The 26011-nt window shown below is 35.5% G+C and carries 23 protein-coding genes; 14 read left to right on the top strand and 9 right to left on the bottom strand.

Features of this window, described 5'->3' with window-relative positions; translation table 11 throughout:
- Window positions 1-130: 130 nt before the first annotated feature.
- From G9Q29_RS06445 to G9Q29_RS06405, 9 genes are all read left to right on the top strand, one after another.
- On the top strand, window positions 131-1474 hold the full coding sequence (locus tag G9Q29_RS06445) for a sigma-54-dependent transcriptional regulator (protein ID WP_166134672.1): 1344 nt from the start codon (window positions 131-133) through the stop codon (window positions 1472-1474).
- A 215-nt stretch (window positions 1475-1689) separates the two neighbouring features.
- Entirely contained in the window at window positions 1690-1971 is a 282-nt protein-coding gene (locus G9Q29_RS06440; RefSeq protein WP_166134477.1) for a DUF7674 family protein, read from the top strand.
- Window positions 1972-2084: 113 nt separating this feature from the next.
- Window positions 2085-2162, top strand: coding sequence for a K(+)-transporting ATPase subunit F (gene kdpF / locus G9Q29_RS14970; RefSeq protein ID WP_166134669.1), 78 nt, complete (start codon window positions 2085-2087; stop codon window positions 2160-2162).
- Between the two features lie 120 nt (window positions 2163-2282).
- Window positions 2283-4004 carry a potassium-transporting ATPase subunit KdpA gene (gene kdpA, locus G9Q29_RS06430; RefSeq protein ID WP_166134475.1) on the top strand — a complete coding sequence of 574 codons (1722 nt, stop codon included), beginning with the start codon at window positions 2283-2285 and terminating at the stop codon, window positions 4002-4004.
- A gap of 8 nt (window positions 4005-4012) precedes the next feature.
- Entirely contained in the window at window positions 4013-6046 is a 2034-nt protein-coding gene (kdpB, locus tag G9Q29_RS06425) for a potassium-transporting ATPase subunit KdpB (RefSeq protein ID WP_166134473.1), read from the top strand.
- A gap of 52 nt (window positions 6047-6098) precedes the next feature.
- The gene (locus G9Q29_RS06420; protein WP_166134471.1) at window positions 6099-6653 is read left to right on the top strand and encodes a K(+)-transporting ATPase subunit C; all 555 of its coding nucleotides are present in this window, start codon (window positions 6099-6101) and stop codon (window positions 6651-6653) included.
- Between the two features lie 203 nt (window positions 6654-6856).
- Window positions 6857-7939 (top strand): porin, encoded by a 1083-nt coding sequence (locus G9Q29_RS06415; RefSeq protein ID WP_166134469.1) that lies wholly within the window; start codon window positions 6857-6859, stop codon window positions 7937-7939.
- A gap of 43 nt (window positions 7940-7982) precedes the next feature.
- The gene (locus G9Q29_RS06410) at window positions 7983-9143 is read left to right on the top strand and encodes a sensor protein KdpD (protein ID WP_394367673.1); all 1161 of its coding nucleotides are present in this window, start codon (window positions 7983-7985) and stop codon (window positions 9141-9143) included.
- Between the two features lie 116 nt (window positions 9144-9259).
- The gene (locus G9Q29_RS06405) at window positions 9260-10996 is read left to right on the top strand and encodes a HAMP domain-containing sensor histidine kinase (protein ID WP_166134467.1); all 1737 of its coding nucleotides are present in this window, start codon (window positions 9260-9262) and stop codon (window positions 10994-10996) included.
- A gap of 28 nt (window positions 10997-11024) precedes the next feature.
- On the opposite strand, the gene G9Q29_RS06400 is transcribed toward G9Q29_RS06405, so the two are convergent.
- From G9Q29_RS06400 to G9Q29_RS06365, 8 genes are all read right to left on the bottom strand, one after another.
- A complete protein-coding gene (locus tag G9Q29_RS06400; protein ID WP_166134465.1) occupies window positions 11025-11957 on the bottom strand; it encodes a transglutaminase in 933 nt (310 codons plus the stop codon).
- Between the two features lie 21 nt (window positions 11958-11978).
- Window positions 11979-12830: a substrate-binding domain-containing protein gene (locus tag G9Q29_RS06395; protein ID WP_166134463.1), complete on the bottom strand. Its 852-nt coding sequence runs from the start codon at window positions 12828-12830 to the stop codon at window positions 11979-11981.
- Window positions 12830-13357: a GNAT family N-acetyltransferase gene (locus G9Q29_RS06390; protein WP_166134461.1), complete on the bottom strand. Its 528-nt coding sequence runs from the start codon at window positions 13355-13357 to the stop codon at window positions 12830-12832. Before G9Q29_RS06390 ends, G9Q29_RS06395 begins: the two co-directional genes overlap by 1 nt.
- A 140-nt stretch (window positions 13358-13497) precedes the next feature.
- Window positions 13498-14622: an SDR family oxidoreductase gene (locus tag G9Q29_RS06385; protein WP_166134459.1), complete on the bottom strand. Its 1125-nt coding sequence runs from the start codon at window positions 14620-14622 to the stop codon at window positions 13498-13500.
- An 88-nt stretch (window positions 14623-14710) separates the two neighbouring features.
- The gene (locus G9Q29_RS06380; RefSeq protein ID WP_166134457.1) at window positions 14711-15583 is read right to left on the bottom strand and encodes a nucleoside phosphorylase; all 873 of its coding nucleotides are present in this window, start codon (window positions 15581-15583) and stop codon (window positions 14711-14713) included.
- Window positions 15584-15665: 82 nt separating this feature from the next.
- Window positions 15666-15995, bottom strand: coding sequence for a translation initiation factor (locus tag G9Q29_RS06375; RefSeq protein ID WP_166134455.1), 330 nt, complete (start codon window positions 15993-15995; stop codon window positions 15666-15668).
- 53 nt (window positions 15996-16048) lie between these two features.
- A complete protein-coding gene (locus G9Q29_RS06370) occupies window positions 16049-16432 on the bottom strand; it encodes a GxxExxY protein (protein WP_166134453.1) in 384 nt (127 codons plus the stop codon).
- 117 nt (window positions 16433-16549) lie between these two features.
- On the bottom strand, window positions 16550-17500 hold the full coding sequence (locus tag G9Q29_RS06365) for an isopenicillin N synthase family dioxygenase (RefSeq protein WP_166134451.1): 951 nt from the start codon (window positions 17498-17500) through the stop codon (window positions 16550-16552).
- Between the two features lie 167 nt (window positions 17501-17667).
- Here G9Q29_RS06365 and G9Q29_RS06360 point away from each other — a divergent pair, with 167 nt between their 5' ends.
- Both G9Q29_RS06360 and G9Q29_RS06355 read left to right on the top strand, forming a co-directional pair.
- Window positions 17668-19644, top strand: a complete 1977-nt coding sequence (locus G9Q29_RS06360) for an alpha-ketoacid dehydrogenase subunit alpha/beta (protein WP_166134449.1) — start codon at window positions 17668-17670, stop codon at window positions 19642-19644.
- Between the two features lie 279 nt (window positions 19645-19923).
- Window positions 19924-20148, top strand: coding sequence for a hypothetical protein (locus tag G9Q29_RS06355; RefSeq protein WP_166134447.1), 225 nt, complete (start codon window positions 19924-19926; stop codon window positions 20146-20148).
- A gap of 34 nt (window positions 20149-20182) precedes the next feature.
- Here G9Q29_RS06355 and G9Q29_RS06350 read toward each other — a convergent pair whose 3' ends face one another.
- A complete protein-coding gene (locus G9Q29_RS06350) occupies window positions 20183-21727 on the bottom strand; it encodes a hypothetical protein (protein ID WP_166134445.1) in 1545 nt (514 codons plus the stop codon).
- Window positions 21728-21881: 154 nt separating this feature from the next.
- On the opposite strand from G9Q29_RS06350, the gene G9Q29_RS06345 reads away from it, so the two are divergent.
- The 3 genes from G9Q29_RS06345 to ilvD are packed head-to-tail and all read left to right on the top strand — an operon-like array spanning window position 21882 to window position 25901.
- Window positions 21882-23057, top strand: coding sequence for a 2-isopropylmalate synthase (locus G9Q29_RS06345; protein ID WP_166134443.1), 1176 nt, complete (start codon window positions 21882-21884; stop codon window positions 23055-23057).
- Window positions 23058-23086: 29 nt separating this feature from the next.
- On the top strand, window positions 23087-24190 hold the full coding sequence (leuB, locus tag G9Q29_RS06340; RefSeq protein WP_166134441.1) for a 3-isopropylmalate dehydrogenase: 1104 nt from the start codon (window positions 23087-23089) through the stop codon (window positions 24188-24190).
- Window positions 24191-24227: 37 nt separating this feature from the next.
- Entirely contained in the window at window positions 24228-25901 is a 1674-nt protein-coding gene (gene ilvD, locus G9Q29_RS06335) for a dihydroxy-acid dehydratase (RefSeq protein WP_166134439.1), read from the top strand.
- The last annotated feature ends 110 nt before the right edge of the window (window positions 25902-26011 follow it).

Below are 26011 nucleotides of genomic sequence, written 5' to 3'. Positions count from 1 at the left end.
TCAATTGCTTTTGCAATTAGAAAGTTGAAAATAGGGGCAAGATTCAAGGTCATTATTTTAATTTTTTGAAGCTTTTGCAAAAGCGTCATTGTAAATCTGTAATTTTGTTTTTTATAAATTGATCTCCGACATTTTGAAAAATATCTTAATTATTGACGACGAAGAAAAACTGCGTGGTTTGCTGGCTCGTATTGTAAAATCAGAAGGATTTGAAGTTCTAGAAGCTCCCGATTTGCAATCTGGTTTTAAAAAATTGGAACACAACGCTATTGATGTAGTGCTCTGTGACGTTAAATTGCCTGATGGAAATGGTGTCGATTTTGTTCAAAAAATAAAAAGTAGTTTCCCGTTTGTCGAAGTAATTTTGCTTACTGCCTTTGGAAAAATTTCAGATGGTGTTCAAGCCATGAAAAATGGTGCTTTTGATTATATCGTAAAAGGAGATGACAATGATAAAATTATTCCGCTTTTGCACAAGGCTCTGGACAAAGTAAGTCTTCAAAACAAAGTGCAGCAATTAGAAAAACGAATTTCAGATAAATATTCATTTGATACCATCATAGGCAAATCCAAGGGTTTAGAACTTGTTATTGATTTAGCTAAAAAAGTTGCTAAAACCGAATCGACCGTACTTTTAACAGGAGAAACAGGAACCGGGAAAGAGGTTTTTGCACAAGCCATTCACGAAAATAGTACCCGAGTTGGCAAGTCATTTGTGGCTTTAAATTGCAGCACTTTTAGCAAAGAAATTCTCGAAAGCGAGTTATTTGGGCATAAAGTAGGAGCGTTTACTGGTGCTGTAAAAGATAAAAAAGGTTTTATTGAAGAAGCCAATGGCGGTACTTTGTTTTTAGACGAAATAGGCGAAATGCCTCTGGAACTTCAAGCAAAGCTATTACGAGTTTTAGAGACCAGCGAATACATTCGATTAGGAGATACCACGCCTAAAAAATCAAATTTTAGACTAGTTGCAGCAACAAATAGGGATTTAAAAGCTGAAAGTGAAGCGCATCAATTTCGATCAGATCTTTATTTTAGACTCAATATTTTTGAAATTACGATTCCGCCTTTACGAGAAAGAATAAAAGATATTGCGCCTTTAACCCACTATTTTGTTCAGCAATTTTCAGCCAAAACGAATAAACCAACGCTCTCAGTTGATCCCGATTTTGTGCATCATTTAGAGAAACACCATTGGCCAGGAAACGTTCGAGAATTAAAAAATGTGATAGAACGTGCCGTAATTCTCGCCAATGATTTTACCTTAACAGCTGATGTTTTACCGTATGAAATTCAGCATCAACAGGGCAATAATAACAAAGTCATGTCAGCATTTTCGATGCAAAGCGTTGAAAAACTTCACATTCAAAAAGTGTTGAATTACACCAAAGGAAATAAAGCCGAAACGGCACGCTTACTAGAAATAGGAATTGCAACTTTATACAGAAAGTTAGAAGAATACCGCATTCAATAAACAACGACTTTTCGCTTTTGCCAACGCTTAAAAACTTGGTTGAAACTACCACTAAACCTATCAAAAAGATAAAACCTTATCATTTTGATAGGTTTTTTTTATGCCAGAAATCATGATTTATTATTTAAAGTATTGAATTGTAAGTGGTTAATACTTGTTTGCTGAAATGGGAATACTTTTTGGCAAGTGGTATGCAGAACAATAAAATCATTCTTATGAAAAAACAAGTCAATACGATTTATAAGCAAGCAGAGCGATTTGCTGAAATCACAAAAACGGCTATCCGAACAGGAAATATTTTACGAGCCAAAAAATGTTTGGCATTGGCTGAAAGATTAATGACCGTTGGGAGCAACGAAACTAAAATTGCTATTACCAATGTGTATTTATTCTCGGTTTCGTCCTTCATGGAATTACAGCATTGTAGCATAGCCAACTTATTTCCAACACAATTAAAGTTGGCTTACATCAAGCAAGTCAATACTTGCGGTGTTTAAATCTAACCCTAACATTTTTACTTATGATCATCACTCTTTTACTATTGGCTCTTGCTGTTGTATTGTTTGCAATTTGCTTTAAAGCCGTCGAATTTTTTGAAAAAATCTAATCTATGACACTTTTACTCCTAATCGCTTTGGCCGTTTTTGGCTATTTAGTTTACGTATTAATTAAACCTGAAAAATTTTAAAAATGATGGCACCACAATACAAATTGGTTACAAAGGCTATCCTAGCGTGGAGTGTCGCTTTTCTGCTACTCGTCCTATTTTTGAAAGCCGACGTTTTATTTAATTTCTAACAAACAAATTATGAATACAGAATTATTTGGAGTCAGTAGTATTTTTATACTTTCAATTCTTGTGGCTATTGCTTTCGGGAAATACATCGCCAAAGTATTTACGGGAGATAAAACACTATTTGACCCGATTTTTAACCCAATTGAAAAATTTATTTTCAAGCTAAGTGGCATTAACGCTACCGAAGAAATGAATTGGAAACAACATTTAAAAGCACTTTTGAGTGTAAATATGGTTTGGTTTTTCCTTTGTTTCTTCATCTTGTTATTTCAAGGATCTTTATTTTTAAATCCTGATAACAACCCAAACATGAGTCCTGATTTGGCTTTTAACACAGCCATTTCGTTTCTTGTCAACTGTAATTTACAACATTACTCTGGCGAAACTGGACTTTCGTACTTATCCCAGATGGTATTGATGTTCCTGCAATTTGTTTCGGCAGCGGTTGGAATTGCAGCTGCAGCGATGGTTTTTAATGCCATGAAAGAACGAACAACCGATAAGTTGGGTAACTTTTACAACTATTTTATCAAATCGTGTACTCGTATTTTATTACCATTGTCCGCATTTGTGGCTATTCTTTTGGTTTTTAGTGGTACACCTATGACTTTTGAAGGCAAAGATACTATTACGACTTTGCAAGGCGATTCAGTTTCAGTTTCTCGAGGTCCTGCGGCAGCGTTTATCGCTATAAAGCATATTGGAACCAATGGTGGAGGTTTTTTTGGTGCCAATTCGGCGCATCCTTTTGAAAATCCGTCCTACTTTTCAAATGCAGTCGAATTGTGGGCACAGTTAATTATTCCGTTTGCAATGATCTTTGCTTTGGGCTTTTACCTAAAAAGAAGAAAATTATCCTATGTTGTTTTTGGAGTAATGACCATCGGGTTTTTATTACTAGTAATTCCAACAGTTATTACAGAATTGAGCGGAAATCCTGCAATAACAAAAATGGGAATTTCGCAAACCACAGGAGCCATGGAGGGAAAAGAAGTTCGATTTGGTCCTGCAATTTCGGGTTTTTGGAGTATTGCTACAACGGTAATTTCAACAGGATCAGTCAATAGTATGCACGATAGCGCTATGCCAGTTTCGGGAGCCATGCAACTTTTGGCCATGATGGTAAATGCTTTTTATGGAGGTTGTGGCGTAGGTTGGCTTAATTTTTACATTTTCATCATCCTAGCGGTATTTATTTCGGGTTTAATGGTAGGGCGAACACCTGAATTTCTAGGAAAAAAAATAGAAGCACGCGAAGTTAAAATAGCCGCTTTTATTGCCATTCTTCATCCTTTATTGATTTTATCAGGAACAGCTTTAGCGTCTTATTTTGCGGCCAATGATACCGCAATGGGATACTGGTTTTCGGGTAACGCAACGGGTTGGTTAAACAATCCAGGACACCACGGATTTTCGGAAATGTTATACGAGTTTACCTCAAGTGCCGCTAACAATGGCTCTGGTTTTGAAGGGCTTGGAGACAACAATCCATTTTGGAATATCACTACCGGAATCGTTTTATTGTTGAGTCGTTTTCTTCCAATAATTGGACCTGTAGCAATCGCTGGATTGCTAGCGCACAAAAAATTCATTCCAGAAAGTGCTGGAACTTTAAAAACAGATACAACCATTTTTGGTGTTATGGTTTTTGCTGTGATTGCCATTATTGCTGCTTTATCTTTCTTTCCTGCATTGGCACTTGGTCCATTGGTAGAGTATTTTACCCTAAAATAATTTAAAAAATGACTAACAATAAATCCAACTCATTGTTTGAAAGTAAGCAAGTTAAGGAAGCTTTACTGCAATCCTTTATAAAGCTTAATCCTAGAATAATGTTCAAAAATCCGGTCATGTTTACCGTTGAAATAGGAACTGCCGTAATGCTTGCAGTTTGTATTGCAATCCTTTTTGGTGCACAAGATCAAGGTACTTTTACCTATAATTTTGTCGTGTTCTTAATTTTATTAGCGACTCTTTTATTTGCCAATTTTGCGGAGGCTATTGCCGAAGCGAGAGGAAAAGCGCAAGCAGATAGTTTGCGAAAAACACGCGAAGAAACGCCAGCCAGACTAGTTTTATCGAATGGTGAAATCAAAAATATCAGCTCCTCTGAATTAAAAAAAGGTGATGTTTTTGTGTGTGAATCGGGAGATTTAATTGCAACCGACGGCGAAATCATTGAAGGATTAGCAACTATTGACGAAAGTGCCATCACAGGTGAAAGTGCGCCCGTAATACGTGAGGCAGGCGGAGATAAATCATCTGTAACGGGAGGTACAAAAGTACTATCTGATAAAATAAAGGTGAAAGTAACGAATGAACCTGGCGAAAGTTTTCTCGATAAAATGATTGCTTTGGTAGAAGGCGCTAGCCGCCAAAAAACACCTAACGAAATTGCACTTACGATTTTGTTAGCCGCTTTTACGCTCATTTTTGTGATTGTGTGTGTTACTTTAAAACCTTTTGCTGATTATGCCAATGCACCAATTACGATTGCAGCTTTTATTGCACTTTTTGTTTGTTTAATTCCTACAACAATTGGCGGTTTATTATCTGCGATTGGAATTGCGGGAATGGATCGGGCATTACGCGCTAATGTGATTACAAAATCTGGAAAAGCAGTGGAAACTGCCGGCGATATTGATGTTTTACTGTTGGACAAAACAGGAACCATTACAATAGGAAACAGAAAAGCTACCGGATTTTATGCTGCTGCAGGCATCAATGAAGCCGATTTTATTGCATCAGCAGTACTAAGTTCATTAGCCGATGATACACCCGAAGGAAAGAGTATTGTTGAGTTAGCAGGTCCTGCAGTTGCTGAAAAATTATCCATTGAAGGAGCTACTCTTATTAAATTTACTGCCGAAACCAGAACAAGCGGTGTGATTTTAAAAGATGGTACAAACATTAGAAAAGGAGCACAAGATGCAGCCAAAAATATTGCAGCCCAAGCGGGAACTACTTTTCCTGAGGATATCGCTCAAAAAGTAATTGAAATTTCATCGAATGGTGGAACGCCATTAATTGTTATCAAAAATGGGTCTGTTCAAGGTGTGATCGAGTTGCAAGACATCATCAAAACGGGGATGAAAGAACGTTTTGATCGCTTGCGAAAAATGGGCGTGAAAACGGTTATGGTAACGGGTGACAATCCGTTGACGGCCAAATTTATTGCTGAAAAAGCAGGTGTAGACGATTTTATTGCAGAAGCAAAACCAGAGGATAAAATGAACTACATCAAGAACGAACAACTAATGGGTAAATTGGTAGCCATGATGGGCGATGGTACAAATGATGCTCCCGCTCTTGCTCAAGCTGATGTAGGAGTTGCCATGAACAGCGGAACACAAGCGGCCAAAGAAGCTGGAAATATGGTTGATTTAGACAATGATCCAACGAAGTTGATTGAAATAATTGAAATTGGAAAACAGTTACTAATGACGCGCGGCACGCTTACCACGTTCTCAATTGCAAATGATGTAGCTAAATATTTTGCTATTGTTCCCGCTTTGTTTATCACAGCCATTCCAGCGCTCCAAGGCTTGAACATTATGCAACTGCACAGTCCAGAAAGTGCTATTTTATCTGCGGTTTTATTCAACGCGATTATTATTCCAATTTTGATTCCGCTTGCGCTAAAGGGAGTCGATTATAAACCAATTGGTGCGAGTGCTATTTTGCAAAGAAACCTTTTGATTTATGGTCTTGGTGGCTTGGTTGTTCCGTTTATCGGAATTAAATTGATTGATTTGGTTGTCGCATTATTTATGTAAAATCAAGCCTAACAGGTTTGCACAGCCTGTTAGGTTTATAAAAAATAAAAAAATGAAAAATATATATTCTATTTTAAAATTGACCTTGTTTATGTTGGTTTTATTGGCGGTGATTTATCCAATGGCAGTGTTTGGAATTGCGCAATTGGCCGCCAACGAAGGAAAAGGCGAAACGGTTTTGGTAAACGGAAAAGTAGTAGGTTATCAAAAAATTGGTCAGAAATTCGATAAATCGAATTATTTTTGGGGTCGCCCATCAGCAGTAGATTATAATGCTGCAGGAAGCGCAGGAAGTAACAAAGGTCCGAGTAATGCAGAATATTTAGAAGTTGTTCAAAAACGTATTGATACTTTTTTAATAGCGCATCCATATTTAAAAAAGTTGGATGTTCCAGCTGATATTGTCACAGCGTCCGGAAGTGGTTTAGACCCGCATATTTCGCCACAAGCCGCTTTTATCCAAGTAAAACGTGTTGCTAGGGAGCGCAATTTATCAGAAGATTTAGTTAAAAAATTAGTCGAGAGCAAGGTAAATTCGCCTCAGATTATGGGAACTCCGTCTGTTAATGTGTTAGAGTTGAACGTAGCTTTAAATGAACTAAAATAAGAGTCTTGCAAAGTTTCTTCTTAAATAAATAATGTAATTGAATCATAGTATTCTGTTCTTTACTATTGTACTAGCCCAGATGAAAACGGCATCCTTTGCTTGCCTTCTTTAGGCAAGCAAAGATAAAGTGGACAGCTGGAATAGCTTCTAGAAAAAAAATTAACGAGGATAAAATAAATTTATGCTCTTACAAAAAATATAAAATGAAAAAAATAATGTTAGCGGCTTTAATAGCCTGTGGTGTATCAACTATTCAAGCTCAAGAAGTCGAAAAAACTAAAAGTCCATTGACGTTTTCAGGTTTTGCTGAAACGTATTTCAGTTATGATTTTGCGAATCCTGAAAACCATATTCGCCCTGGATTTTTTTACAATTACAACAAGCACAATGAGGTTAATTTGAATTTGGGCTTTGCAAAAATGAATTATTCCAGCAGTACGGTTCGAGGAAATTTTGCTTTGATGGCAGGAACCTATGCGGAGTATAATTTGGCTGCTGAAAGCGATTTGATGCAACATGTTTTTGAGGCAAATGTGGGTGTCCGTATTTCATCAAAGGCAAATTTATGGATAGATGCGGGGATTATGCCTTCGCATATTGGATTTGAGAGTGCGATTGGCAAAGATAATATGACTTTAACGAGAAGTATTTTGGCTGAAAACTCACCGTATTATGAAACTGGTGTAAAAATAGGGTACATATCGCCATCTGAAAAATGGTATTTAGCAGCGATGTATTTGAACGGATGGCAACGCATCCAAAAGATTGAAGGCAATCAAACTCCGGCTTTTGGAACTCAGGTTACCTATAAACCGAATGCTAAAGTAACGCTCAACTGGAGTACTTATGCGGGCAATGAGCAAGCCGATGTGGCGCGCAGATGGCGTTATTTCAATAATTTTTACGGACAATTTAAAGTTGCCGAAAAAACAACATTAATTGCAGGTTTTGATATTGGATCGCAGCAAAAAGCATTTAAAAGTAGTACTTATGATGTTTGGTTTACTCCCGTTTTGATGGCGCAATACAAACCTACAAACAAGGTGCAATTGGCCGCACGAGCAGAGTATTATAGTGATGAAAAAGGTGTAATTATTGCTAGCGGAACACCAAATGGTTTTAAAACCTACGGATTCTCGGCTAATTTTGATTACCTCGTGAGCGACAATGTTATTTTTAGAGTAGAAGCTAGAAATTTACAAAGTCAAGATGCAGTATTTGTCAAAAATAATGTTCCTAATACTAGCAATACTTTTATAACTACTTCGCTAGCGATTTCGCTCTAATTAATATCATGAGAGGCATATAAGTTCAAAAAAGAAAACTTAAATGTACTTATATGCCTTATATGGTACTTTTTTTATGGAACAAGAAAAACAAAATAACGCACAACATTTTCTGGATTTGATTCAGAAATCACGAAAAGGGAAATTCAAAGTTTACATTGGGATGAGCGCTGGCGTGGGCAAAACCTATCGGATGTTGCAGGAAGCGCATACTTTACTGAAAAACGGAATTGATGTAAAAATAGGGTATATCGAAACGCATTTCAGGAAAGAAACGCATGAACTACTTGATGGATTACCTATAATTCCCAGGCGAAGTCTTTATTACAAAAGCAAACAACTTGAAGACATGGATGTTCAGGCTATCATTAATTTACGACCTGAAGTAGTTATTGTCGATGAGCTGGCGCATACCAACATGGAAGGAAGTAAAAATGAAAAGCGATGGCAAGATGTTTTAGAGATTTTAGATGCGGGCATTAATGTTATTAGTGCCGTAAATATTCAACATATTGAGAGCTTGAACCAAGATGTAAAACGCATCACATCAGTTGATGTTCAAGAACGAGTTCCTGATAATGTATTGCGATTGGCAGATGAAGTGGTCAATATCGATTTGACAGCTGAGGATTTAATTGTACGATTGCGCGAGGGCAAAATTTATACTGTAGATAAAATTCAAACTGCACTTAATAATTTTTTTAAACCAGATCAAATCTTGCAGTTACGAGAATTAGCCTTGAAAGAAGTGGCTAGTCAAGTGGTTCGTAAAGTAGAAAATGAAGTAAAACCAACGGCAGGACATCGTCACGAAAAATTGCTTGCTTGCATTAGCAGTAACGATACCACTGCTAAAATAGTGATTCGGAAAGCAGCACGATTGGCCGGTTATTACAATTGCAGTTGGTATGTTTTGTATGTAGAAACTCCAAAAGAAAGTAGCGATAAAATTGCGCTAGACAAACAACGGTATTTGATTAATAATTTCAAATTAGCCACACAACTTGGAGGCGAAGTATTAAAAATTAGTAGCCCCGATATCACTGAAACTATGTTAAAAATTGTTACCGAAAAACACATTACAACAGTTTGCATCGGGAAACCGCATTTCAATTTAATTAAAGTAATTTTGTCTACAACTATTTTTAGACGTTTGCTAAATAGTCTTTCATTATCAAATGTTGATTTAGTGATTTTGTCTTAACTAAATCAAGGTTTTAACGCTAAATGCAAAAAAATAGATGCTCTTTGTTTATGTTAGCAAGTAAAAGTTTCAAAAATTAAAGTACGGTTGAACATATTAATTCATCCCACGAAAATATGAGAATTAAAACAAAATTAAATTTAGGAGTAGGCTTGTTATTTGGGCTGATCATTATACTCTCTTTGGTTAGCGCATATTATGTTTTTTCGATAAAAAAAGACACCGAAAACATTTTGAAGGCCAATTATAACACCTTAGAATTTTCGAGAAATATGTTACTTTCATTAGAAAAAATAAGTACCGATGAACAAACGGCAGTTGCAGTTTTTGAATCCAATCTCAAAAATCAAATTCTCAATATTACCGAAGCAGGAGAAGATGTTGTGACGTACAGCATTCAAAAACAGTTCAACGCTTTGAAAACGGATAGTAACAATTCCACTTTAAAGAATACTATTCGGTTGGATATTTTTGAACTCATGAAACTCAACATGATTGCCATAAAGCAAAAGAGTGATCTAGCAACGCAAACCGCCGAAACAGCAAATTTTTGGATTGCAATTACCGGAACATTATGTTTTTTGATAGCCTTTAATTTGCTTGTCAATTTACCCAACAATATTGCAAACCCAATCAAGGAATTAACAGCAAGCATCAAAGAAATTGCGAACAAAAATTACTCGCAACGTGTTCATTTTATGAATCATAATGAGTATGGCGATGTGGCAAGGTCATTCAATACGATGGCTCAAAAGCTAGAGGAATACAGTAACAGTGACTTGCACAAATTGGCTTTTGAAAAAAAACGTTTGGAGACTTTAATCAACAAAACACATGATCCCATTATCGGATTAGATACAGAAGGAATTGTTTTGTTTGCCAATGATGAAGCGCTTAAAATTATGGGAATGCATAGCGAAGATGTAATTGGTCAATCGGCATCAACCTTGGCTTTATCCAATGATTTGCTTCGAAATTTAATTCTTAGCGAAGTTCAAAGTGAAATTGAAAAACCAGCAAAAAAAGTACTTCCGATTAAAATATTTGCTGATGGTAAAGAAAGTTATTTTGAAAAAGAAATTGTGAATATCACTATCCAGCCAACTGGAGAGGAACACATTATTGCGATTGGTGATGTAATTATTTTGAAAAATATTACCGCTTTTAAAGAATTGGATTTTGCAAAAACTAATTTTATTGCTACCGTTTCGCATGAATTAAAAACTCCAATTGCATCGATCAAATTAAGTTTACAATTGTTAGAACAAGAACAAACGGGCAGCATCAATGCAGAGCAAAAACAGTTAATATCAGGTATTAAAGAAGACAGTCAGCGTTTACTAAAAATTACTGGCGAATTGCTCGAACTGTCGCAACTAGAAACTGGAAATATTCAATTGCGAATGGAAAATAGTAATCCGTATGACATAATTCAGTACGCAATTGAAGCCGTAAAAGTACATGCGGATAAAAAGCAAATCCAATTTAATGTGGTTGCAGAACCTAATATTCCAGCAGTAAAAGTTGATAGCGAAAAAACGGCGTGGGTTCTAATTAATTTTTTAACCAATGCAGTTGCTTATTCCTCTGAAAATAGCAGTATTACTGTAAATCTCAAAAAAGAGAACAATAAAGCTATATTTCAAGTTATCGATACCGGTCGAGGTATTGACAATCGCTATAAAACAAAGGTTTTTGATAAGTATTTTCAAGTTCCTGGCAGTCACAAATCAGGAACAGGATTGGGTTTAGCAATCAGTAAAGAATTTATCGAAGCTCAAAATGGTACTATTGGTGTAGAAAGTGAATTAGGTTTGGGTAGTACTTTTTACTTTTCTGTAGATTTGGTTTAAAAAGTTTTTCAAACAACTTCAAATACTTTTAATCTAAAGTCAAAGCTCCCAAAATTTCTTCTGACAAAAAAGGTCCACCCGGATATTGAGCCGTATAATCTAAGTTCATCCAAATTTGTCCGCGTTCATCAACGTGATAATGTAATTTTTGATTGGCACTTTCCTTCGGGAAAAGAATATTTTTGATCAAAAAATTGACTTTTTCTAAATCGGCTTCAGTTCCAATTAAAATTTCAGGATAAATATGTCCTGTCGTGTGTATCAGTCGAGGCGTTCCACCAATAGATTTGATACTTGCGGCCATTAAAATAGAGTGATCGTCACAATCTCCTGAAAAATAAAGCAAAGATTCTGATGCCGTTGCAATATAATCACGCGCTTTTGGGTCACTTACATAATTCCAACGGCTGTTGATTTCTTTGAAAACTGCAAAACATTGAATGATCGTTCTGTAATCAGAGTAGCCTTTTAGTCCCTTAAAATGCTCATTCGTAGCCATGATTGCAAAATTGCGAATCTTTGGGTTTTGGTATTCAATGGCGTTAACAATTTTAGATTTGTTTGGAAAAGGCAACAATTTTGCAATGATTATATCTTGCGGATAGGGATTATCAGACATGGTATAAAGCATCGTGTTGTAGTCGTCATAAACGCTGTTAAAACCGTAATTGCCAATAGTAGAACCGTAAATTAAAGCCAATAGATAAACAAAAATACAAAGTATGATAATGGTACGTAATAACCTTAAAATTAGCTGAATTACCACAACCATCACGATAAAAATCACTATGCGGTCAATGTTCAAAAACCAATTGGGATTGATTAAGTTTTGATGCAAAATGATAAAAAGAGGAATGGCAATTAATACATTCAGTACAAAAATGATCACATCATCCCAAGGTTTTTTGACCTGAAAACGATGTTTAATTCCCTGAAAATTAATTTCTTTTTTTTGTATCATAGTTACAATAAAAACAGTTCCCTATACTGTTTTTACAATGTCCTCAAAAGTACCTTTTTTATCAATAATTCCGAGTTCAAAAAGTTGATTTTGAACTTTGTTTAACATTTGAGGTTCTAATCCTTTTTGAGACCAACGTGTTAATCGCAACCATTCTTGAATATCTTCTATTTTTTGATGGTAGGCTTGAGCCAAGGTTTTGTCAATGCTTGGTATGTCTTTGAATTCTTGTGTAGTTTGGTTGATGATCTCTAATACTTTCGAAATAGTTTCGGGTTGTTCAAGCAAAACTCCATCACGAACTGCAATTACAAAGCACGGCCAAGGAGTAGGGCAATCTGCAACTCGTCTGAAAATACCTTTATCAACCAGTGGTTTGGTCATAAAACGTTCCCACATAAAGTAATCTGCGGTTCCGTTTGTTAAGGCTTCAACAGCTCCGTCGATAGTGTTTACAATTTCAAATTGTAAATTAGTTGTATCCCATTTTTGATTACTAGCGTTTACGTAAGCCATCAATTGCGAGCCAGAGCCCAAGCGGGAAATGGCAACTTTAGCGTTTTCTAAATCTGCTAAGGTTTGAAAACTTGAATTAGCAGCCACATGAATACCCCAAATTAAAGGGCTATCAACATATACTTGTACTATTTTACTCGGATTTCCAGCTGTGATGTCTTTTACAATTCCCTCGGTAAGGATAACAGCAATATCAGTTTCGCCATCTCGTAGCATTTGACACATTTTTCCGGTTCCCTCAGGAACATCTGTCCATTGTAAATCGATGTTTTCGTTTTCAAAATCTCCGTTTTCAATAGCTAAATGCCAAGGCAAATTGAAATGTTCAGGAACTCCAGCTATTTTTATTGTTTTCATTATAAAAAAGGATTGTTTAATTCGTACCAATTCCAAGAAACACCGTCTTCTAAATAGGTTTCGGTCATTTGTAGGCCGATTTTTTGTAAAATTCGGTTTGAAGCAATGTTATCCGAATGTGCTGCCGCTTCCATAACCGGAATTTTCATAGTTTTTAAACCATAGTCCAACCACGCAAAACTAGCTTCACTGGCGTAGCCTTTGCCCCAGAATTTTTCATCTAAGCGGTAACCAATGTCGTAAAAATGGATTTTGTTATTGACCATTTCCGTATTGAATTTCAATCCGGCCCAGCCAATAACTTCATTAGTTTCTTTCAAAACCATTACAAAACGTCCAATTTTGTTTTGCTTGTATTGCTCTTGAACGGAGTTGATGATGTTTTTTACCTCGCTGACGTCTGTTAATGGATTGTTCCAAAGGTATTCGTGTACTTTTGGATTTCGGTCCATTTCGAACAAGGCTTCGGCATCTGAAAGTTTCATTTCTCGTAAAAGTAATCGGTCAGTTTCTAGAATTAAGTCCATAGAAAATTAATTTTAAGTCTTTAGCACTATTTCCTTAGCCCTGATAGGAGCGGCATCTCCCGAATTAGAAAAACAAGGCTTTTTAGCCGTAGTTTTTATTTATCGGGAATACAGCGGATAGCAGGAAATAGCTCCTAAAATTACACATTTATATCTTTAAAATGCTGATTTTTTGCGTAGCGAATCATGTTGGTAAAAGCATCGTCATCTAAATCCGGAATTTCTAAAATTTGGCTCAGAATTGCGGTATCGTACTCGTTTGCCGCTGTTGTAAAATACGGACTCAAATGCTTGCCAATACTCTCGTAATATAGTTTTTCAATGGTGTTTTGATAGGTAAAATCTTTTGTGTTTTCTATTAAAGTAAAATTAGAGTAACCAACCTCTTTCATTATCAATTTCAAGCCATTAGACATGTTAAAACTTTTGTTGTGAACAATATTTAACTGTTTAATATCGTCTCGTTGAAAAATTGAAACAATCACTTTTGAGACATAGTCTACAGGAATAATATTCAAAACCGTATCGGGATTTACAATAAACCTAACGTTTTCTTGGTCGCCTTTGCGTTGCGACGTAAAGTGGAAAAATTTGGCCAACAAATAAAACACCATGTATTTTGAGATAAAATAGGGGTTTTCAGGAGTAAGCATGTTGCCGCCGATAACGCTGGGACGCAAAATTTGAAAAGGCAAACCTATTTTTTTACAAGCTGTCGCAATGAAATTTTCAGAGGCAAATTTGGCGTTTTCGTAAGCATTGCGGTGCTCTGGCTCAAAATTTAATTGATGAAAATTGTTATCAATCATTCCTGTTCGGTTTCCTGAGGAAAATGCTGTTCCGATGTAAATAAATTTGGTAATAAACGGGTGAAAAAGTTCAAAAATAGATTTGGTTATCGTAGTATTTTCGTTAAAAATTCTTTCACGCTGGGATTCGTCTGTAGACAAATTGACCAAACCTGCCGAGTGAATGAAATACGCTCCCTTTATTTTTTCGGTTACCGTATTTTGAATGTCAGCTAAATCTGTATCAATGATTTCGATAAATTTTTGAAGTTTTTCAAAACCTTGCTGAAGCAATACAGAAGGTGTGTAGCTGCTTGTCAGTAATTCTTTGATACGATCGTGGGCCGATTTTTTTCCTTTGTTTCGAGCTATCAAAAAAAGTTTTCCATCAGGATTAGAAGTGCTAAAAAGTTCTAGAATTTCATACATGACGTGCGATCCTAAAACGCCCGTGGCACCGGTAAGTATTATTTTCATTCGTTGTTTGTTCAAAAAACAAATGTAGTTTTAAAAAAGAATAAATTGTTTTTTAAAACTACAAATGTGTATATCAAGAATTTTGGATTTAGATTCCTGCGGCCAGTTTATCCAGCGTATACGCAATTAAGGCATCTACCGCTTTATAAGGATCTTCGCTAAAAGTTCCAGATGCACGATTGGCAATGATGGCGTTTAATGACAAGGCTTGGTGTCCTAAAAGTGCTGAAAGCCCATAAATTGCAGCGGTTTCCATTTCTAAATTTGTAATTTGGTTGTCACCAAATTTAAAATTATCCATTTTTGAATTCAAAGCTTCGTCTTGAATGTTCAAACGGAGAACGCGTCCTTGTGGACCATAAAAACCTCCAGCAGTTGCTGTGATTCCTTTGTGCATTTGGTCACTTTCAATTACTTTTTCTAATTTTTCAGAACAAGCAATTACGTATGGTTTTCCTTTTCTGAGATCCCAATTAGTATGTTGAACGAAAGCATCTTCTATTTGCAGATTTGAAACTTCGTCAATTAAATAGGAGCGAAGCATGTTGTCTAATCCCAATCCAAATTTCGACAATACAAAACTATCCACAGGAATATCAGCCTGCAAAGAACCCGAAGTTCCGATACGAATGATGTTCAAGGAAGTTAAATTTTCTTTTGGCTTACGCGTTTCAAGGTCAATGTTTACCAAAGCATCAAGCTCGTTGATTACGATGTCAATATTATCAGGACCGATTCCAGTAGACATCACGGTAATACGCTTCCCTTTAAAAATTCCGGTTTGGGTTTTAAATTCTCTTTTTTGAGTCGAAAATTCAATACTATCGAAAAATTGAGTGATTTTCTCCACACGATTTTGATCACCTACAAAGATGATATCGTGCGCAATATTTTCGGGTTTTAAATTCAAATGGTAAACGCTACCGTCTGGATTTAATATTAATTCTGATGATTGTATCATTATTTTTTTTGTTTAAGGTTTAAAGTTGCTCAAGTGAATATTAAAACTGAGACTATTTACTAAGACTGCAAACAGCTCACTGTCATCCTCCAACACGTTTTACTTTGAATCCTTTTAGTTTTAATATTTCCATTATTTTATCTCGGTAATCTCCTTGAATAATAATCGAATCGTCTTTGAAAGTACCGCCCACGCTCAGTTTAGTTTTAATTTCTTTGGCTAGAATTTTAAAATCTTCATCCGTTCCTTCATAACCTTCAATGATGGTGGTTGCTTTTCCTTTACGTTTTTCAAATTTACAAATCATTGGCTCTTTTTGAACGTATAATTCGTGAGGTTCAGGTACAACAACCTCTTCTGGCAAGGGTTCGTGATCAGGGAATAGGTTTTTTAATTGGTCTTGTAAGTCCATGGCTTTATGATTTTGAACGCGGATAATACGGATAATACGGATTTACGCGGATTTTATTTTCTATTATTTTGATATACTTTTCTAATAAATTCTGGTTTTTTACCAAAGTTTAAAAGTAGTCCAACTTCACAATTTGTCGCTTTTAAATAATTGATTAGTTGAAATTCATTTGCTTCGACTATATACTCTTGAGCTTTTAACTCTAATATTACTAAGTCATTTACGATAATATCAGCATAGTAATCACCAACTTCAATTTCTTTATAATATACTTTGATTTTTTTTTGAGCTTCAACATGAAAACCATTGGCTTTCAGCTCAAAATATAATGCATTCTGATATACTCTTTCCAGAAAACCATATCCTAACTCATTGTAAACGTCAAAGAATATTTTTATAATTGACCTTGTTAATTCTTGATGTAAAATACTACTCATAAATTCAAATATCAGTGTAAATCATTGTAAAATCAGCGTTATCCGCGATCCAATTCTAGGAAAAACAAAAAGACATCAAGCGAACTCGATGTCTTTCTTGAACTATTGAATTAAAATTTATTTTTTGATCAATCCTAAATCAACCAAACGCTCATAAAGATAGTCACCTGCGGTGATGTCTTCAAATTGTTTTGGATTTTCAGCATCGATGCAGTTTTCTAAGCAATTCAATGGCATATCGCTCACTGGGTGCATAAAAAACGGAATAGAGTAACGAGAAGTTCCCCATAATTCACGTGGCGGATTTACCACTTGATGAATAGTCGATTTCAATTTGTTGTTGGTATGACGTGATAACATGTCACCTACATTAATAACCAACTCGTCTGGCTCCGCAATAGCGTCAATCCATTCTCCGTTGTGGTTTTGCACTTGCAACCCTTTTCCTTGAGCACCCATCAACAGCGTAATCAAGTTGATGTCACCATGAGCAGCAGCTCTAATAGCGTTTTCAGGTTCTGATGTAATTGGTGGGTAATGAATAGGTCTTAGGATCGAATTTCCATCTTTGGCATAATTGTCAAAATAAAATTCATCTAATCCTAATCGCAATGCTAATGCTCTTAATACAAAAACACCTGTTTTTTCTAACATTTGGTAGGCTTCTTTTCCTACCACGTTAAAACGAGGTAATTCTTTTACTTCAACATTTTCAGGATATTCTGAAGCATATTTCGAATCTTGAGACACATACTGTCCAAAATGCCAAAACTCTTTCAAATCTCCTTCTTTTCTGCCTTTGGCGTGTTCTGTTCCAAAAGAAACATAACCTCTTTGTCCGCCAATTCCAGGAATTTCATAACTGCGTTTGGTTTCTAATGGTAGGGCGAAAAAATTTCTAATTTCACCATACAATTCTTCAACTAACTGATCATTTAAAAAATGCCCTTTGAGTGCTACGAAGCCAATGTCTTCAAATGCACTTCCGATTTCATTTACAAATTTTTGTTTACGTGCCGGGTCATCCGACAGGAAATCACGCAAGTCAACACTAGGAATGTTTTGCATACTTAAATAATTTTATAAATTGCAAGGAATAAATCTTGCTGTTACAAAGATAAAGAATAATTTTAATTTCGAATTTTAAAAAATGATATTAAAATAAAAAAATATAACAAAATAATTAAAAACTGTTATAAATTTTTATCTTTGAAATCGATACTAAAAACCTAAAAATGACTTTTGATAGAAAAAACCTCACTGACCTTGAGCTTATAACACTTTACAAAAAGCTATTAAAACCGCGTCTTATCGAGGAAAAAATGCTAAAACTAATTCGCCAAGGCAAAGTATCCAAGTGGTTTTCTGGAATAGGACAAGAAGCTATCTCCGTTGGTGTTACTGCAGTTTTAGATTCTGATGAATACATTTTGCCTATGCACAGAAATTTGGGCGTATTTACAGGAAGAGATATTCCGTTGTACCGTCTTTTTTCGCAATGGCAAGGCAAAGCCAATGGTTTTACAAAAGGTCGCGATCGTAGTTTTCATTTTGGCTCGCAACAGTATAAAATTATTGGTATGATTTCGCATTTGGGACCGCAGTTAGGTGTGGCTGATGGAATTGCATTGGCCAATAAACTCAAGAAAAATGGCAAAATTACAGCTGTTTTTACTGGAGAAGGCGCCACAAGTGAAGGGGATTTTCACGAAGCTTTAAACATTGCTTCGGTATGGGAATTACCCGTGCTTTTCGTAATTGAAAATAATGGATACGGACTTTCTACACCAACAAATGAGCAATACCGCTGTGAAAATTTAGCTGATAAAGGCATTGGTTACGGAATGGAAAGTCATATTGTTGATGGAAACAATATTTTGGAAGTTGTAAACTTGTTATCAGAGTTAAAAGCTTCTATGAAAGAAAATCCACGTCCTGTTTTGCTAGAATTTAAAACATTCCGAATGCGCGGGCACGAGGAGGCGAGTGGAACAAAATACGTTCCGCAGGAATTAATGGATATGTGGGCAGAAAAAGATCCGGTAGAAAACTTTAGAAATTATTTGATAGAAAACGGCATTTTGAAAACCGATGATGATGTGGCTTTTCATCTTGACATTAAGCAGGAAATTGAAGAACATTTGGCTCTAGCTAACGCAGAAGCTGAAATTGAAGCTTCTTTGACGGAAGAACTAAATGATGTATATAAACCATTTGCTTTTGAGGAGGTTAAACCATCAAGAGAAAAAGAAAATATTCGTTTTATCGATGCAATTTCAAGTGCTCTGCAACAATCTATGGAGCGCTTTGAAAATTCGGTAATCATGGGACAAGATATTGCAGAATATGGTGGTGCCTTTAAAATTACAGATGGCTTTATAGCACAATTTGGAAAAGAGCGCGTGATTAATACACCTATTTGCGAAAGCGCCGTAGTTTCAGCAGGAATGGGCCTATCTATTAATGGTTACAAAGCGATTGTTGAAATGCAATTTGCTGATTTTGTTTCGACAGGATTCAATCCGATTGTAAATTTATTGGCAAAATCGCATTATCGATGGTTAGAAAAAGCAGATGTTGTAGTAAGAATGCCTTGTGGTGGTGGAACTCAAGCGGGACCGTTTCACTCTCAAACTAACGAAGCTTGGTTCACCAAAACTCCAGGTTTAAAAGTGGTTTATCCAGCCTTTCCGTATGATGCAAAAGGATTACTGAATGAATCTATTAACGATCCAAATCCCGTATTGTTCTTTGAACACAAGCAATTGTATCGTAGCGTTTACCAAGACGTTCCTAAAGATTATTACACCTTACCATTAGGAAAAGCGGCTCTATTGAAAGAAGGTAATTCAGTTACTATTATTGCTTTTGGAGCGGCAGTTCATTGGGCAATTGATACATTGGATAAAAATCTTGAAATTTCAGCAGATTTATTGGATTTAAGAACGCTTCAACCTTTAGACACCGAAACCATTTTTGCATCTGTTAAAAAAACAGGAAGAGCAATAATTTACCAAGAAGATAGTTTGTTTGGCGGAATTGCTAGTGATTTATCAGCATTGATTATGGAAAATTGTTTCCAATATTTGGATGCACCAGTGAAACGAGTGGCCAGTTTAGACACACCAATTCCGTTCACAAAAGCGCTTGAAGATCAGTATTTACCAAAAGGTCGTTTTGAAAATGAGCTTATTGCGCTGTTAGCTTATTAAAATCAAGAAAAGGAATTTCGGATTTTAAAAATACCCTAAAATCCAATAAATAATAATAAATAGGAGGATGGTCCCAAAACAACCGCCTCCTAATTTTTTTGCGCCATATCCGGCGATGATAGTTTTAAAAAATCCGTTCATAATTTTTTTATTAAAAGTAACGATAAGTTTTTAAATTCCAATCTTTTTATGGTTGTGTATTTTTTTCGAAATAAATTCATTTGTATTTGTAGCAACTAAATGATGTTTCTATTTTTGAAAAAAAATTAAAACACAGTCATGAAGCCGCTCAACGAAAAATTGTTAATCAAAGACGCTACTATAAACAAAGTACAATTTGATAAAGAATGGTTTTACAAATTAGATGATATGGCTTTTTATCTAAAAGAAGATTTGTCTGAAGTAGAATTTATTTTTTTACCAATGCTTATTGATGGTGAACAAGAGTTTGTTAAATGTTCCAGTTATGAAGATATTATGCGCGGTCGCAAAGAGATAGAATAGAAAAGGAGGCAATATTTTGGCCTCCTTTTCTAGTTTAACGATTGGCTTGTTGGGCTTTTTCTTTGATAATTAAACTGATTTTTTTGTTTTCTATTTTACTTTCCAACCAGGAAATGATATCGAGATATAAAAAGGCACGTTTTTCATAAGTGTTTTGTTCCAATTCGATAAAACGAGTTCGCATTTTAATAAATTCTTTCTTGATATCTGTCGGATAAATAGAGTTTAAGTTTTTCAGGAATTTGATAATTTCTTTTTGTACTTCATGCAAATCATTCATTTTGATTAAAAACTTGTAGGTGTTTTTTAGCTGATTTTCTAAATAGTAATCTTTCCCCAGTTCATAATGAGCTATCAAGCACAGCAAACGTGCAAAACACATTAAATCTTCGCGCATGCTTAAATTTCTATTATTAATAATTTTCTCCAGATAAAAAATACACTCGGTATATTTTTCGTTTCCAAAATAAATAGAAGCAAATTTATAGTAAAATAACATTTCGTGATGCTCGTCAAGGTGATCGGTGTGCATTTTCAATTTATGCAATACTTCTGGAATCAAATATTCACTTTCGGCAAAACTACCTTCCAAAATATGTAAATTGAGTTTATTATTATAAACGTACAAAAACGATAAACTTGCAATATTGTCATTCACCGGAAAGCGGGAATCTTTGATGGTTTCCTCCAACAATTCAAGATATTTTTTGAACTTGGTTTTATACTTGAGCATGTACAAAGATTCTAATAAATAATGATTTCCTTTCAAGAAAAAAACGGGATTCAAGTAAATCATACTTGGATTTTCATAAAACAAAGTCACCCATTTTAAGGAATATTTGTAGCAAGATAAAAAATCTTGAACCAAAAAACTACGCCACAAATTAGCATTGTAAAACCAGTATTTTTCTCGAAAACCAAATTTCTTTTCGTCGAGTTTAGCGGTGTGTTTTTTAAAGTAGTCATCAATATAGGTATACTCTGCATCGGTTTTTACATACCCAGTTTTGAGCATGATGCCGTACAGCTGCAACGACAAATTAGATAATTTACTTGATATTGTATTGCGATAGTTCAGCTCTTTTGCTTGTACCACTAATTCATCTGCACGCCCTTGAATACTTCGGGTAATATATTGGGACTCGATCAGTTTTTCAAATTCGACAATTTCGTAGGCCATTAACTTTTCATCATTCTCCAAAGCTAAAATTTTGGTTTTATCCAATAATTTCAAACTTTGTTTATACAATCCTTTGTTATACAAAATTGTGGCAAAATCAATTTGCTCTCGCAATTGGTAGCGCATATTTTGACTCGGAATATTCAACCGAATACTCACCAAAATTTGTTTGTATAAATAGGATTTAAGATTTGACAATTGCACTTTTTTAATACTGCCACTTTTTAAAATCAGTTTTTCATCATACGTTTCTGATTTGTCTAAAATGTTAAATAGCTCGATAAACTTGGTATTCGAACTAGTTTCTAATCGGCTAGCGAAAATTTTAAATTGTCTTTTTTCTGACTTCGAAAGCGACTTTATCAGTACAAATAAAAAATCTTTTTGATGGTTAGCCATTGTAGAATAAAAGGGTTTATGTAATTGTAAATCAGTGATTTAAAAGATTAAAACAATGCTTATAAGCAGTATAATTCAAGAAATTGTATTTTCTATCCCACCAATGAAAGATATTTTTGTTTCAAGTTGTGCAAATTACATTAAATAAATGAAAATGAATAGAGAGAAAGTTCAAATTTTTGATACCACTTTGAGAGATGGCGAACAAGTGCCTGGATGTAAGCTTGACACGAAACAGAAATTAGTTATTGCCGCAAGGCTTGACGAAATGGGTGTAGACATCATCGAAGCTGGTTTTCCAGTATCGAGTCCCGGTGATTTTTTATCTGTTTCAGAAATTAGTAAGGTTGTTCAAAATGCAGTTGTTTGCGGATTAACTCGCGCTGTAAAAAATGATATTGATGTAGCGGCACATGCACTTCAATACGCCAAAAGACCTAGAATTCATACGGGTATTGGAACTTCTGATTCGCATATTTTTCATAAATTAAATACTACCAAAGAAGATATTATTCTACGTGCTAAAGCGGCTGTAGCTCACGCCAAATCGTACGTAGAAGATGTAGAGTTTTACGCGGAAGATGCTGGAAGAACCGATAATGAATTTTTAGCACGAGTCTGCGAGGAGGTCATTAAATCAGGAGCAACCGTATTAAATATTCCAGATACAACAGGATATTGTTTGCCCGAAGAGTATGGTGCAAAGATAAAATACCTCAAAGAAAATGTAAAAGGTATTGAAAACGTGGTTTTATCATGTCATTGTCATAATGATTTAGGAATGGCAACCGCCAATTCCATCGCGGGAGCTATAAATGGAGCAAGACAAATAGAATGCACAATAAACGGGATAGGAGAGCGAGCAGGAAATACGGCACTTGAAGAAGTGGTAATGATTTTTAAACAGCATCCGTATTTGAATTTAGATACCAATATTAATACTCGACAATTGAACGAAATGAGTCGATTGGTTAGTGAAAGTATGGGGATGATTGTGCAGCCTAATAAAGCAATTGTAGGTGCCAACGCATTTGCACACAGCTCAGGAATTCATCAAGATGGTGTTATAAAAAATAGAGCTACTTATGAAATAATGGACCCACTTGAAGTAGGCGTTAATGAATCATCAATTGTTTTAACAGCACGTAGCGGTAGAGCAGCATTGGCTTACAGAGCAAAAAAAGTAGGTTATGAATTGACCAAAATACAGTTAGATATTGTTTATCTCGAGTTTTTAAAATTTGCTGACATTAAAAAAGAAGTAATTGATCAAGACATTCATCAAATAATTGAGGTTTGTAAAATAAATAAAGAATTGGTTTTAAATTAAGATAGTCCCCAACTCAAAATAAAAGTAATATGAATTTAAAAATAGCAGCGCTTGCAGGCGACGGAATTGGTCCTGAGGTTATAACCCAAGCCAAGAAAGCATTATACGCCATAGGTGTAGTGTATGATCATGAGTTTGTTTTTGAAGATGCTTTGATTGGAGCTATCGCTATTGAGAAAACGGGAATTCCGTTACCACAACAAACATTAAACTTGTGTTTGAATACGGATGCTGTACTATTTGGAGCAGTTGATGACACGGTGCCAAATACTGCGGTAAGACCAATTCAAGGGGTATTGAATTTGCGGCAAGCGCTAGGCCTTTATGCTAACATAAGACCTGTGAAACCGTATGCTGATTTGCTTGATTTGTCTCCGTTGAAACGAAAAATTATCGAAGGAGCTGATTTTATTATTTTTAGAGAATTATCTGGCGGATCGTATTTTAGTGAGAAAAAAAGCAATGAAACAGGCACTTTTGCCTCTGATCTTTGCGAATACTCTGAAGAAGAAATTATCCGAATCAGTCATTTAGCTTTTCGAACTGCACAAAAAAGAAAGAAAAAATTAACCTTAGTTGACAAGGCAAATATATTGGAAACCTCACGTTTGTGGCGCAAAGTGGTTACTGAACTTTCAGAGGGCTATCCTGACGTAGTTTTAGAATTTTTACTAGCGGATGCTGCTGCGATGCAAATTATCATCAATCCAAAACAATTTGATGTCATTTTAACTGAAAATTTATTTGGAGATATTTTATCTGACGAAGCTAGTGTGATAACCGGCGCAATTGGTTTATTACCTTCAGCATCTTTAGGTAGTTCGTCGGCGCTTTTTGAACCCATTCATGGTTCTTTTCCAGAAGGAAAAAATAAAAATATTGCCAATCCTATTGCCTCAATTATTTCAGCAGCAATGTTATTAGAGCACTTTGGCTTGCATGCCGAATCATTAAAAGTGTACGAAGCGGTGCAAAAAGCAATTGAATTAAATGTAGTCACCGCTGATTTGAATCCGTATTCTAAATTCGGAACTAATGAAGTAGGCGATTTTATTGCAAATTATATTCTTAGCAAAGACGATTTATATTTTAAGAGCGATAACGTGTACATCGGTCAGTCAACCATAGTTTAAAACAAACAAAACTATTTTTTAAAACGAAACATCAATAATGGAATTAAATAAATACAGCAAAACGATTACTCAAGACGAAACGCAACCTGCAGCGCAAGCCATGTTGTACGGAATTGGTTTAACCGAAGCTGATTTGAATAAAGCCCAAGTGGGTATAGTTAGCATGGGATACGAAGGAAATCCGTGTAACATGCATCTAAATGATTTAGCCAAAGACATCAAAACTGGCGTTTGGCAAGAAGATCTAGTGGGATTGATTTTTAATACAATCGGAGTAAGTGATGGTATGTCAAATGGTACAGATGGAATGCGTTTTTCATTGGTGTCACGAGATGTAATTGCTGACTCTATTGAAACAGTTGTTGGCGCACAATGGTACGATGCAGTAATTGCAATTCCGGGTTGCGATAAAAACATGCCAGGTTCAGTTATGGCAATGGGTCGACTCAATCGTCCTTCGATCATGGTTTACGGTGGTAGTATTCATTCTGGAAAATGGAAAGGAGAATCGCTAAACATTGTATCGGCTTTTGAAGCCCTTGGAAAAAAGTTTAATAATACGATTTCACCTGAGGATTTCAAAGGTGTGATTCAAAACTCTTGTCCTGGTGCAGGTGCTTGTGGCGGAATGTATACGGCAAACACCATGTCCTCAGCCATCGAAGCTTTGGGAATGAGTTTACCCTACAGCTCGTCGAATCCAGCTTTAAGCCCTGAAAAAAAACAAGAATGCCTTGATGCTGGAAAAGCCATCAAAATATTATTGGAAAAAGATATCAAACCTAAAGATATCATGACACGCGAAGCCTTTGAAAATGCTATTACGATGGTAGCAGTTTTAGGAGGATCAACCAATGCTGTGATGCATTTAATCGCTATGGCGCATTCAGTAGATATCGAAATCACTTTGGATGATTTTCAAAGAATTAGTGACAAAACGCCTTTGCTTGCCGACTTAAAACCTAGCGGAAAATACCTCATGGAAGACCTTCATGCGGTAGGCGGAGTTCCTGCTGTCATGAAATATTTATTAAAAGAAGGTCTATTACACGGACATTGTTTGACGGTTACGGGTAAAACTTTAGCCGAAAACTTAGCTTCTGTACCTGATTTAAATGACGGTCAAGATGTTATTCATGAAATTCAAAAAGCGTTAAAAAGTACTGGAAATATTCAAATTTTATATGGAAATCTAGCGTCTGAAGGCTGTGTAGCCAAAATTAGTGGTAACGAAGGCGAATATTTTGAAGGAGATGCTGTAGTTTTTGAAAACGAGCATGATGTCATTAAAGGAGTCCGAAACGGAGAGGTTAAACCCGGAAATGTAGTCGTCATTAGATACTGCGGACCTAAAGGTGGGCCAGGAATGCCTGAAATGCTAAAACCTACGTCAGCTATTATGGGAGCTGGTTTAGGAAAAAGTGTTGCTTTGATTACTGATGGCAGATTTTCTGGTGGTTCGCACGGTTTTGTAGTAGGACATATAACCCCCGAAGCTTATGATGGTGGCGGTATTGCATTAGTCCAAAATGGAGACATTATCACCATTGATGCAGTCAAAAACACCATCAATCTTAAAATTTCGGATGAGGAATTTGCAAATCGAAAATCACAATGGAAACAACCAGAAACACCAATAAAAAAAGGTGTTTTACTAAAATATATTCGGTCAGTTTCAAGCGCCTCAACAGGTTGCGTAACTGATAAATAAAAACCAATAGCAATTTCAAAAGGCAATATCAACAGTGTAATTATTTAATTGTTAGTATCACAAATTTTGAAATTGATATTGAAATTGCTACTGCTAGGGAAATTTACAAG

This window comes from Flavobacterium turcicum (assembly GCF_011365745.1).
Lineage (GTDB): Bacteria > Bacteroidota > Bacteroidia > Flavobacteriales > Flavobacteriaceae > Flavobacterium > Flavobacterium turcicum.
This window is presented reverse-complemented; position numbering and strand designations above follow the sequence as displayed.

Coding starts and splice junctions, on each gene's coding strand:
- ilvD (WP_166134439.1), top strand. CDS start 24,228: ATGGAATTAAATAAATACAGCAAAACGATTACTCAAGACGAAACGCAA.
- leuB (WP_166134441.1), top strand. CDS start 23,087: ATGAATTTAAAAATAGCAGCGCTTGCAGGCGACGGAATTGGTCCTGAG.
- G9Q29_RS06405 (WP_166134467.1), top strand. CDS start 9,260: ATGAGAATTAAAACAAAATTAAATTTAGGAGTAGGCTTGTTATTTGGG.
- G9Q29_RS06395 (WP_166134463.1), bottom strand. CDS start 12,830: ATGAAAACAATAAAAATAGCTGGAGTTCCTGAACATTTCAATTTGCCT.
- kdpA (WP_166134475.1), top strand. CDS start 2,283: ATGAATACAGAATTATTTGGAGTCAGTAGTATTTTTATACTTTCAATT.
- G9Q29_RS06400 (WP_166134465.1), bottom strand. CDS start 11,957: ATGATACAAAAAAAAGAAATTAATTTTCAGGGAATTAAACATCGTTTT.
- G9Q29_RS06370 (WP_166134453.1), bottom strand. CDS start 16,432: ATGAGTAGTATTTTACATCAAGAATTAACAAGGTCAATTATAAAAATA.
- G9Q29_RS06345 (WP_166134443.1), top strand. CDS start 21,882: ATGAATAGAGAGAAAGTTCAAATTTTTGATACCACTTTGAGAGATGGC.
- G9Q29_RS06350 (WP_166134445.1), bottom strand. CDS start 21,727: ATGGCTAACCATCAAAAAGATTTTTTATTTGTACTGATAAAGTCGCTT.
- G9Q29_RS06420 (WP_166134471.1), top strand. CDS start 6,099: ATGAAAAATATATATTCTATTTTAAAATTGACCTTGTTTATGTTGGTT.
- kdpB (WP_166134473.1), top strand. CDS start 4,013: ATGACTAACAATAAATCCAACTCATTGTTTGAAAGTAAGCAAGTTAAG.
- G9Q29_RS06390 (WP_166134461.1), bottom strand. CDS start 13,357: ATGGACTTAATTCTAGAAACTGACCGATTACTTTTACGAGAAATGAAA.
- G9Q29_RS06365 (WP_166134451.1), bottom strand. CDS start 17,500: ATGCAAAACATTCCTAGTGTTGACTTGCGTGATTTCCTGTCGGATGAC.
- G9Q29_RS06355 (WP_166134447.1), top strand. CDS start 19,924: ATGAAGCCGCTCAACGAAAAATTGTTAATCAAAGACGCTACTATAAAC.
- G9Q29_RS06415 (WP_166134469.1), top strand. CDS start 6,857: ATGAAAAAAATAATGTTAGCGGCTTTAATAGCCTGTGGTGTATCAACT.
- G9Q29_RS06360 (WP_166134449.1), top strand. CDS start 17,668: ATGACTTTTGATAGAAAAAACCTCACTGACCTTGAGCTTATAACACTT.
- G9Q29_RS06410 (WP_394367673.1), top strand. CDS start 7,983: ATGTACTTATATGCCTTATATGGTACTTTTTTTATGGAACAAGAAAAA.
- G9Q29_RS06375 (WP_166134455.1), bottom strand. CDS start 15,995: ATGGACTTACAAGACCAATTAAAAAACCTATTCCCTGATCACGAACCC.
- G9Q29_RS06380 (WP_166134457.1), bottom strand. CDS start 15,583: ATGATACAATCATCAGAATTAATATTAAATCCAGACGGTAGCGTTTAC.
- G9Q29_RS06440 (WP_166134477.1), top strand. CDS start 1,690: ATGAAAAAACAAGTCAATACGATTTATAAGCAAGCAGAGCGATTTGCT.
- G9Q29_RS06385 (WP_166134459.1), bottom strand. CDS start 14,622: ATGAAAATAATACTTACCGGTGCCACGGGCGTTTTAGGATCGCACGTC.
- kdpF (WP_166134669.1), top strand. CDS start 2,085: ATGACACTTTTACTCCTAATCGCTTTGGCCGTTTTTGGCTATTTAGTT.